The following is a 9,941-nucleotide window of genomic DNA, read 5'->3' as shown; positions in this document are numbered from 1 at the left end:
CAGGCGCGCCGCCGCGGCCCGCCGCCGCGGCCGCGCCCCCCCCCGCCGGCCCCGGCCCCGCCCGGCGAGCCCCGCCCCCCGCCCCCCCCCCGCCCCCCCCGCGCCGGTTGGCGTAACGCTGCCGAGTCAGCTGGTCACCTGGCGTCCCAGGGCTTAGCATCGACCATGCGGAGGGGAGTATTCCTCTCGCGGCGGTGTCGTCAACACGGTGCCCGTTCTCCGAGGCCCCGGCACCGCCGGCCGGTTCCCGAACCGGCGGAAGAGACCTCCGGCTGCTCTGTCATGCCTTCGTCCCGCCCCGGTCCGTCGTGGACTCGGCCGGACGCTGCCTGAGAGGTCGCCGGATGAGTTCGATCAGCCCTGAGTACGTCCTGGGTGCGGGCGCCGCGGTAGTGGGAAGCCTGCTCATACGCCTGTTGGCCCTGTTCATCGCGCTGCGCGGCACCACGCCGGGGGAGCGTCCGGCGATCATCCGGGCCCTCGGCGACCTCTTCCGGCTCCTTCCCCGGCGCCCGCCCCGGCAGCCTCCCCGGCCACGCTGATCGCCCCACCAGCCACAGGAGCCCCACCCGAGCGCGTTTAGCGGGCTAAACGCGCTCGGGCGCCCGGGTAACTGGTGGGTAACTTACCTCTGGTCAGGTGGCGTGGCCGGGGTTACGCTCAGGGTGTGACTGCCAGTAACACCACCACAGGGCAAGAGCTGGACTACGACGTCGTCGTGGTCGGATCCGGCTTCGGCGGCAGTGTGGCCGCGCTCCGGCTCACCGAGAAGGGCTACCGTGTCGCCGTCATCGAGGCGGGCCGCCGCTTCGCCGACGACGAGTTCGCGAAGACGTCCTGGGACCTGAAGCGCTACCTCTGGGCGCCGCAGCTCGGCTGCTTCGGCATCCAGCGCGTCCACATGCTCTCCGACGTGATGGTGCTCGCGGGTGCCGGCGTCGGCGGTGGCTCACTGGTGTACGCCAACACGCTCTACCGCCCGCTCAAGCCGTTCTACCGCGACCGGCAGTGGGCGCACATCACCGACTGGGAGTCCGAACTCGCGCCCCATTACGACCAGGCCAGCCGCATGCTCGGCGTCGTCACCAACCCGACGATCACCCCGTCGGACGTCGTCATGCGTGACGTCGCGAAGGACATGGGCGTGGCCGACAGCTTCCACCCGACCCCGGTCGGCGTGTACTTCGGCAAGCCGGGCGAGCGCGTGAAGGACCCGTACTTCGGTGGCGCCGGGCCCGACCGCGTCGGCTGCACCGAATGCGGCTCGTGCATGACCGGCTGCCGTGTCGGCGCGAAGAACACGCTGGTCAAGAACTACCTCTACCTCGCCGAGCAGGATGGCGCGAAGGTCATCCCACTCACCACCGTGACTGCGATCAGCCCGCTAAACGCAGGTCAGGGCTACGAGGTGAGTTTGCGGAAGACCGGGACGACGTCGCGCAGGTTCCGGCACACGATCACCGCGGGCCAGGTGGTGCTCGCCGCGGGGACCTGGGGCACGCAGAACCTCCTGCACAAGATGAAGGACACCGGCAGGCTGCCGAAGCTCTCGAAACGGCTCGGCGAGCTGACCCGCACCAACTCCGAGGCCATCATCGGCTCGGGACGGACCAAGGTCGACCCGGAGCGGGACTTCAGCCGCGGCGTCGCAATCACCTCGTCCATTCACCCGGACGAGAACACCCACATCGAGCCGGTCCGCTACGGCAAGGGCAGCAACGCGATGAGCATGCTGCAGACCATCGCCACCGACGGCGCTTCGCGCGTCCCGCGCTGGCGCCAGGCCGTCAACTTCATGCTCAAACACCCCGTCCAGACCGCGCAGCTGCTCAACGGCTACCGCTGGAGCGAGCGCACGGTGATCCTGCTGGTGATGCAGAGCCTCGACAACTCGATCACGACTTACACCAAGCGCGGGCTCTTCGGCCGCCGCAAGTACACCTCGAAGCAGGGACACGGCGAGCCCAACCCGAGCTTCATCCCGGCCGGGCACGAGGCCAACGAGCGGACCGCGGAGCACATCGGCGGCATCGCGGGCGGGACGTGGGGCGAGATCTTCGACATCCCGCTCACCGCGCACTTCATCGGCGGCGTGCCGATCGGCGCCAGCGCCGAAGAGGGCGTCATCGACCCGTACCACCGGGTGTACGGCTATCCCGGACTGTCCGTTGTGGACGGTGCGGCGATCACGGCGAACCTCGGCGTCAACCCGTCGCTCACCATCACCGCGCAGGCCGAGCGCGCGTTTTCGTTCTGGCCCAACAAGGGCGAGGCGGACGCGCGTCCCGGGCAGGAAACGGGGTACGTCCGCCTCGACCCGATCGCGCCGAAGAACCCGGCCGTGCCCGCGAACGCGCCTGCCGCACTGCGTCGCTGAGTCGCGTCACGATGCCTGGCGAGGAGCCGCGAGTTCGTCGTCGTCGCCGATGATGCCGAGCTGTTGCAGCACCCCGAAGCGGTCGGTGAGCGCGTCGAATTCGGCGATCTTGCCGTCGCGCAGCCGGACCACGACGAAGCCGCGCCACGTCGCGTGCTTGCCGGTCGCTTCACCACGCCGGTAGTACCCGGTGTTGGTGGCCGACAGCGAGATCGTCGCCGCCACCGTGTCGCCCTCGGCGAGCATCGTCTCGACGCCGACGTGGATGTCCGGGAACGCGACGAGCATCTGCTCCCAGCCCGCCCGGAAGTTCTCGAGCCCGCCGCTGGGCGCGTCCACGACGATGGGGCCGGTCTCGGTGACGTCGTCGGCGACCACCTCGCCGATTTCGCGCAGGTCGTGCGCGTTGACCATGTCCAGGAACCGGCTCAGGACGTCCTTGGCGTGCTCGCTCATGTCTCCTCGTTTCTTACGCTGTAAGAGTCACTGTGTGGCTAGTCTGCCCTTACGCTGTAAGAATCGTCAAGGGGGTGTCATGAGCGATCGTCGTGCCCGGCCGCGAGCCGGTCTGACCAGGGAACGGGTCGTGGACGCGGCGCTGGAGTTCGTCGACGAGCACGGTGTCGCCGCGCTGTCGATGCGCAAGCTCGGCGCCGTGCTGGATGTCGAGGCGATGACCCTCTACCACTATGTGCCCAACAAGGACGCGCTGTTCGAAGCGCTGGTCGACCGGCTCACCGCGTCGCTGGGCGACGTGCTGCCCGAGCCGGGTGAGGCGTGGGAGCGGTGGCTGGACCGCCTCGCCCGCGCGTACCGCGCCGAGTTGCTGGCGCATCCCGGAGTGCTGCCCCTCGCCGCGACCCGGCCGGTGACCAGCCGCGCCTCGCTCGGCCACGTCGAGACCGCGCTCCGCGTGCTCGCCGACGCCGGATTCGAGCCGGTCCACGCGCTCGACGTGCTGAACACGGTGATGACGTTCGTGCTCGGTCACACGCTCGCCGAAGCCGGGCGCACGCCGGGTGCCGAGCGGTCCGATGTGGACAGCCTCGGCGCACTCGATCCGGTGGAGTTCCCGCTGCTCACGAGGGCGCTGGCGGAGGGGGCGCGGCATGGCGAACGGTTCGGTTTCGCGCTCGCCGCGCTGCTGGCCGGGCTGGGGAAGGGTGCCTCCGGTGGGTGAGCCTGGGCAACCGGGGCACCGCACGGACGTCTTACCGGACATGAGGGTCGGACGAAGGACGTTTCTGCGGCTGGCCGGGGTTTCGGCCGCCGGCGCGGTGGCCGCCGCCTGCTCGCCGGGCCGGGGCACCGCGCCGGCGGCCCCGACGACCGCCGCGCCACCACCGTCCACATCGGCCAGTCCGGTGCCCACCGGCCCGCCCGACTGGAACGCCTTGCGCGGCAAGCTTTCCGGCGATCTTGTGCTGCCGCGCGACAGCGGGTTCGGCGTCGCCAAGAACGCCTACAACCCCCTCTTCGACAACCACACGCCCGCCGCGGTGGCGAAATGCGCGAGTGCCGAAGACGTCCAGGCGTGCGTCACGGCGGCCGCGCGGCGGCTCCCGATCGCGGCGCGCGGCGGCGGGCACAGCTACGCCGGATACTCGGCGCCCGACCAGGGTCTGGTTCTCGACCTCGGCAAACTGTCCAGTGTGGACGTTCAGGGGGATCGCGTCGTGGTCGGCGCGGGGGCGCGGCTCAAGGATGTCTACGCCGCGCTCGGCCAGGCCGGGCGCAGCCTGCCCGCCGGGTCCTGTCCGAGCGTCGGCATCGCCGGGCTCACCCTCGGCGGTGGCATCGGTGTGCTCACCCGCAAATACGGGCTGACGTGCGATCATCTGGAGTCCGCGCAGATCGTCACGGCGGACGGGAAGCTGCGCACGGTTTCCGCCGGGTCCGAACCGGATCTGTTCTGGGCGTTGCGGGGCGGGGGCGGCGGGAACTTCGGCGTGGTCACGTCGTTCACGTTCCGCACCGACCCGGCGCCGAGCGTCACCACCTTCTCGCTGAAGTTCCCGTCCGGCTCTGCGGACGACGTGCTCAACGCCTGGCAGTCCTGGGTTTCGGCCGCACCGCGGGAACTCTGGTCGAACCTCGTGATCTCCGGCGGCTCGCCGGTGCAGTGCCGCGTCGGCGGCTGCTACGTCGGCAGTTCCGCCGCGCTGACTCCGTTGCTGAACGACCTCGTTTCCCGGTCGGGCGCGGCGCCGGCCTCTCGAAGCGCGCGCGGCATGGGTTATTCGGCCGCCATGGACTACTTTTCCGGCAGTGAGGACCGACAGTCCTTTGTGGCCTCTTCGCGGATCATCACGCGCCCCGTGGACGGCGGCAAGGTCACCGCGCTCGCGTCGGGAAAGTCCGGAATGGACTTGCTGATCGACAGCCTCGGCGGCGCGGTGAGTGACGTCGCGCCGACGGAAACCGCTTTCTGGCACCGCAAAGCGATCGCCAGCGTGCAGATCTACGCACCGGCGACGACGCGGAACCGGGACGCGGTGGCCCGGTCGGTGGCCGAGGTGGTCTCCGGGCTGGCCGCCGCCGGAGCCGGCGGCGGCTACGTCAACTACATCGATCCCGAACTGCCCGACTGGGCGGCCGCGTATTACGGGGACAACGCCGCCCGGCTCAAGCAGGTCGCGAAGACCTACGACCCGGACGCGGTGTTCCGCTTCGCCCAGGGTGTGACCGCCTAGAGCTCGATCCCGGTGAACACCGTGACCCGCTCCTCGGTGAGGTCGTTCATCGCCGACAGCACGCCCTCACGTCCGACACCGGAGCCTTTGACGCCGCCGTACGGCATCTGGTCGGCCCGGTAGGACGGCACGTCGCCGATGATCACGCCGCCGACCTCGAGCTCCGCCGCGGCGTGGAAGGCCAGCTGCACATCGGCGGTGAACACCCCGGCCTGCAAGCCGTACGCGGATTCGTTGACCGCGGCGAACGCCGCGTCCACACCGTCCACAACGGACACCGCGAGCACGGGGCCGAAGATCTCCTCCGCCCAGGCTTTCGCGTCCGCGGGGACATCGGTGAGCAGCGTCGGCGCCACGCTCGCGCCGTCGCGGGTCCCGCCGGTGAGCACCTTCGCGCCGCCCGCCACGGCTTCGCCGATCCACGCCTCGATCCGTTCCGCGGCGGCTTCGTCGACGACCGGTCCGACGTCGGTGTTGCGGTCGTACGGATCGCCGACCCGCTGCGCCTCGACCGCTTCCCGCAGCGCCGGAAGGAATTCGCCGGCGATGGCGGCGTCGACGATCACCCGCTGGACCGCGATGCACGACTGACCCGCCTGGTAGTTGCCGAACGTCGCGATGCGCTGGGCGGCGCCCTCCGGGTCGGGCCAGTCGCGCAGCACCACGGCCGCCGCGTTGCCGCCGAGTTCCAGCACGACGTGCTTGCGGGGCGCGGCGTCCGCGAGCGACCAGCCGACCGGGCCGGAGCCGGTGAAGGACACGACCGGCAGCCTGGCGTCCGCGACGAGGGCCGAGGTCTCCTCGTTTCCCAATGGCAGCACGGAAAACGCGCCCTCCGGCAGGTCCGTTTCGGCCAGGATCTCGCCGAGGATCAGCGCCGACAGCGGGGTGCGCGGGGCCGGTTTGACAATGATCGGGGCGCCGACGGCCAGCGCCGGGGCGACCTTGTGCGCCACGAGGTTCAGCGGGAAGTTGAACGGCGCGATGCCCAGCACGGGCCCGCGCGGCACCCGGCGGGTCAGCGCCAGCCGCGCCTCACCGGCCGGATCGGTGTCCAGCCGCTGGACGTCCCCGGTGAACCGCCTGGCCTCCTCGGCGGCGATGCGGAACACCGAAACCGCGCGGTTCACCTCGGCTTCGGCCCACTTGAGCGGTTTGCCGTTCTCCGCCGTGATCACCTCGGCGATTTCCTCGGCGCGGGCCTTGAGCGTGCGGGAGACGTGATCGAGCGCGGCGGCGCGGACGTGAGCCGGGGTGCGGCGGAACTCCTTCGCCACCGACACAGCCGCGGTGACGGCGCGCTCGACCTGGTCCGGGCCCGGGACCGCGACGGTCGCGACCTCGCTGCCGTCGTACGGGTGATGCACGACGAGCGTCGAGGCGCCCTGCTCGGGGCGTCCGGCGATCCAGGCGGGGCGGGGCTCGGGGGTGATCATGTCCATGCGCACCAAGGTATTCGCCGGCGGTGTCGCCGGTGTGGATACCCACCCGTCCGGGGCAACCGGCGGGTCGCCCGGCTCGCTTCGTGACTGTTCGCCGGGCGGAGTGATGACAAACGTCGTGGGCGCGGCCTGGTTCGCGGCTTTACGTTTCCCGTATGACCACTGTTTCGTCGCGCCTGGCGTCCCGGAATCCGTATTTCGCCGTTTTCGCCCGGATCGGCGTTCCGCGGCGGCCGGTGCTGACGGCGGTGGTTTTCGCCGTGACGGCGCTCGCGGGTGTCGCCCAGCTGGTGAGTCCCGGCTTGTACGACCACGTGCGGCGGGACGCGACCGCGATCGACGCCGGTGAGTGGTGGCGGCTGGTCACCGGGATGTTCTTCCAGGACGGCTGGGCGCTGGGGCTCGTGTTCAACCTGGTGGTGCTCGCCGTGTTCGGGGTGGCCGCCGAGCAGGTCTTCGGGCGGGGGCGGTGGCTGGTGCTCTACTTCGGCTGCGGGCTGTTCGGGCAGACGATGAGCTACCTGTGGCTGAACCCGGCCGGGGCGGGCAACTCGATGTGCGTCGCCGGGCTGCTCGGCGCGTTGACGACGGCGGTGCTGCTCGCGCCGTCGCGGTTCGGGATCCCGGTGGCGCGACGGCTGTGGCTGGGCGCGTTCGCGGTCCCGGCACTCGCCGTCGTCGACACGCTCGTCCACGACAACCACGGCCTGCCCGCGCTCCTCGGCATGGCCCTCGCCTTCCTCCTGCTGCCACGCTCCCGCCCTCGCCCCGATGCGCAGTTAGCGGGCTAATCGCGGTCCTTAGCGTGCCTAAGCGCCGCGTTTAGCCCGCTAAACGCGCTCAGCTGGGGCTGAAGTGGCTGGTGTGGCGGTTCCGGTAGAGGTCGCGGAGCAGCAGGATCTCGGCGCCGTGGTGGATGGTCTCGCGGTGGATGTGCAGGACGAGGGTGGTCATCGGCTCGTCGGCGTAGGGGCCTTCGGCGGGGCCGCAGGGCTGGGCGAGGCCGTCGTCGTCGAGGCCCCGGACGCCGCCGATCCAGCTCGCGTAGGCGTCGTCGAGCTGACTGAGCGCTTCGGCGGCAGTGGTCGCATAGGGGAAGGTGCCGTAATCCATCGGCGGGCCGCCGAAGTGGGACGCCGCGCGCATGCCGAGGACGCCGACGATGACGTGCGCGAGCCGCCACGCGATGGTCGTCACCGGCGGCGGCTCCGGCGCGGGGAAGGCCCAGTCGATGACGTGACTGCCTCCGCCCGGCGCGTCGACGTCGTCGTCCCGGCGCGGGCGCACGGTCCAGCAGCCGTCCACGGGCTCCCAGAAGTATTCGTCGTCGGTCAGCGTCGCCAGTTTGGGGCGGAGGTGGTTGTGCCAATGCCAGTCGAGTTGCTCGGCGAGGTGGGCGGGCCAGTCGATGCTCATGGCCGCGACGGTACGGCCGATCGCGGTCAGGCACAGTCCTCGTTCCCGGCCGATTTGGTTGCTTACGCCCGCTAAGCGCCGCGTTTAGCCCGCTAAACGCGCTCGCTTGGGGCGCGTGGGGCTGGTGGGGCGATGGGAAGGGGGTGGGCGGGGAAGGGGAGAGGGGTGCGGAGAGCGCGGGGGCTGGGCGTGGGGTGACCCGGCCCACCTGGGACGATAGGAGGCGAAGCGTGCTCGCCGTCGCCAGGAGGTCGTAGGTGCCCAGTCCCACCGGTCCGGTTCTCGTCGTGGACTTCGGGGCGCAGTACGCGCAGCTGATCGCCCGGCGGGTGCGCGAGGCGCAGGTCTACTCCGAGGTCGTACCGCACACCGCGACGGCCGCCGAGATCCTGGCGAAGAACCCGTCCGCGATCATCCTGTCCGGCGGTCCGGCCAGTGTGTACGCGGAGCACGCACCGAACATGGACGCCGCGCTCGTCGAGGCCGGCGTCCCGATCCTCGGCATCTGCTACGGCCACCAGGTGCTCGCCCGCGCGCTCGGCGGCACCGTCGAACCCACCGGCGTCCGGGAGTTCGGCCGCACCGAGGTCCGCGTCCAGGGGGACGGCGGGGTCCTGCACGCCGGGCTGCCCAGTCAGCAGACCGCCTGGATGAGCCACAACGACAGTGTCACCAAGGCCCCCGAGGGCTCGGTCGTCACCGCCTCCTCCGAGGGCGCCGCGGTCGCCGGGTTCGAGGACGTCGAACGCCGCTTCGCCGGGGTCCAGTACCACCCCGAGGTCGCGCACTCGCCGCACGGCCAGGAGGTGCTGCGCCGCTTCCTGCACGACATCGCCGGTGTCCGTCCACAGTGGACGACGGCGTCGATCGTGGACGAGCAGGTCGCGCGCATCGCCGCGCAGATCGGCGAGGGCCGGGCGATCTGCGCGCTGTCCGGCGGTGTCGATTCCGCCGTCGCCGCCGCGCTCGTCCAGCGCGCCATCGGCGACAGGCTGACCTGCGTGTTCGTCGACCACGGTTTGCTGCGCGCCGGTGAGCGCACCCAGGTCGAGCGCGATTTCGTCGCCGCCACCGGGGTCAACCTGGTGACCGTCGACGCGCGTGAGCGTTTCCTCGACGCGCTGGCCGGGGTCACCGATCCCGAGGAGAAGCGCAAGATCATCGGCCGCGAGTTCATCCGCGTGTTCGAGCAGGCCGAGCGTGACCTCAAGGCCCAGGGCGACTACCGCTTCCTGGTGCAGGGCACCCTCTACCCCGACGTCGTCGAGTCCGGCGGCGGCGAGGGCGCCGCGAACATCAAGAGCCACCACAACGTCGGCGGCCTGCCCGACGACCTGCAGTTCGAGCTGGTCGAACCGCTGCGGCTGCTGTTCAAGGACGAGGTCCGCCGGGTCGGCCTCGAGCTGGGCCTGCCGGAGACGATCGTGCAGCGCCAGCCGTTCCCCGGGCCGGGCCTCGGCATCCGGATCATCGGCGAGGTGACCGCCGGGCGGCTGGAGACACTGCGTGCCGCGGACGCGATCGCCCGCGAGGAGCTGACCGCCGCCGGGCTCGACCGGAGCATCTGGCAGTGCCCGGTGGTGCTGCTCGCCGACGTCCGCAGTGTCGGCGTCCAGGGCGACGGCCGGACCTACGGTCACCCGATCGTGCTGCGGCCGGTGTCGTCCGAGGACGCGATGACCGCCGACTGGACGCGGTTGCCGTACGAGGTCCTGGAGCGCGTTTCGACCCGGATCACCAACGAGGTGGCCGAGGTCAACCGCGTGGTCCTCGACGTCACGAGCAAGCCGCCGGGCACCATCGAGTGGGAGTGACCCCCTCCCTCCGCGCCTGACCTCCCGGGTCTCCCCGGGTGCCTCTGCGTGCCCTCCGCACCGTCACATCAGCCCCATACGCCCCAGCCGAGTGCGTTTAGCGGGGGGGGGGGGGGCGCCGGGGGGGGGCGCGCGCCCGGGCGAGGGGCGGGCAGCGGCGCGGGGGGGGGGGGGGGCGGCGCGCGCGCGAGGGGGGCGG

Annotated in this window: 9 protein-coding genes; 6 read left to right on the top strand and 3 right to left on the bottom strand. The window is 71.3% G+C overall.

Annotated features, from left to right (window positions below):
• Positions 1-344 precede the first annotated feature (344 nt).
• Both ACFWX1_RS36480 and ACFWX1_RS36475 read left to right on the top strand, forming a co-directional pair.
• The gene (locus ACFWX1_RS36480) at positions 345-542 is read left to right on the top strand and encodes a hypothetical protein (RefSeq protein ID WP_378394365.1); all 198 of its coding nucleotides are present in this window, start codon (positions 345-347) and stop codon (positions 540-542) included.
• Between the two features lie 125 nt (positions 543-667).
• Positions 668-2,377 (top strand): GMC family oxidoreductase N-terminal domain-containing protein, encoded by a 1,710-nt coding sequence (locus ACFWX1_RS36475; protein ID WP_378394364.1) that lies wholly within the window; start codon positions 668-670, stop codon positions 2,375-2,377.
• 6 nt (positions 2,378-2,383) lie between these two features.
• Here the strand turns inward: ACFWX1_RS36475 and ACFWX1_RS36470 are convergent, their stop codons facing one another.
• A complete protein-coding gene (locus ACFWX1_RS36470) occupies positions 2,384-2,833 on the bottom strand; it encodes an ester cyclase (protein ID WP_378394363.1) in 450 nt (149 codons plus the stop codon).
• Between the two features lie 79 nt (positions 2,834-2,912).
• Between ACFWX1_RS36470 and ACFWX1_RS36465 the strand changes: the two genes are divergently transcribed.
• Both ACFWX1_RS36465 and ACFWX1_RS36460 read left to right on the top strand, forming a co-directional pair.
• Positions 2,913-3,557, top strand: coding sequence for a TetR/AcrR family transcriptional regulator C-terminal domain-containing protein (locus ACFWX1_RS36465; protein WP_378394361.1), 645 nt, complete (start codon positions 2,913-2,915; stop codon positions 3,555-3,557).
• Positions 3,558-3,597: 40 nt separating this feature from the next.
• Positions 3,598-5,070 (top strand): FAD-binding oxidoreductase, encoded by a 1,473-nt coding sequence (locus ACFWX1_RS36460; RefSeq protein WP_378394360.1) that lies wholly within the window; start codon positions 3,598-3,600, stop codon positions 5,068-5,070.
• Here the strand turns inward: ACFWX1_RS36460 and ACFWX1_RS36455 are convergent.
• The gene (locus tag ACFWX1_RS36455; RefSeq protein WP_378394359.1) at positions 5,067-6,512 is read right to left on the bottom strand and encodes an aldehyde dehydrogenase family protein; all 1,446 of its coding nucleotides are present in this window, start codon (positions 6,510-6,512) and stop codon (positions 5,067-5,069) included. The two genes, ACFWX1_RS36460 and ACFWX1_RS36455, sit on opposite strands and share 4 nt — an antisense overlap.
• A 155-nt stretch (positions 6,513-6,667) precedes the next feature.
• Between ACFWX1_RS36455 and ACFWX1_RS36450 the strand changes: the two genes are divergently transcribed.
• A complete protein-coding gene (locus tag ACFWX1_RS36450; protein WP_378394358.1) occupies positions 6,668-7,303 on the top strand; it encodes a rhomboid family intramembrane serine protease in 636 nt (211 codons plus the stop codon).
• Between the two features lie 49 nt (positions 7,304-7,352).
• On the opposite strand, the gene ACFWX1_RS36445 is transcribed toward ACFWX1_RS36450, so the two are convergent.
• A complete protein-coding gene (locus ACFWX1_RS36445; protein ID WP_378394357.1) occupies positions 7,353-7,928 on the bottom strand; it encodes a DinB family protein in 576 nt (191 codons plus the stop codon).
• Between the two features lie 257 nt (positions 7,929-8,185).
• Between ACFWX1_RS36445 and guaA the strand changes: the two genes are divergently transcribed.
• Positions 8,186-9,742: a glutamine-hydrolyzing GMP synthase gene (guaA, locus tag ACFWX1_RS36440; protein ID WP_378394356.1), complete on the top strand. Its 1,557-nt coding sequence runs from the start codon at positions 8,186-8,188 to the stop codon at positions 9,740-9,742.
• The last annotated feature ends 199 nt before the right edge of the window (positions 9,743-9,941 follow it).

Origin of the sequence: Amycolatopsis sp. NPDC059021 (genome assembly GCF_042739895.1) — a bacterium.
Classification (GTDB): domain Bacteria; phylum Actinomycetota; class Actinomycetes; order Mycobacteriales; family Pseudonocardiaceae; genus Amycolatopsis.
This window is presented reverse-complemented; position numbering and strand designations above follow the sequence as displayed.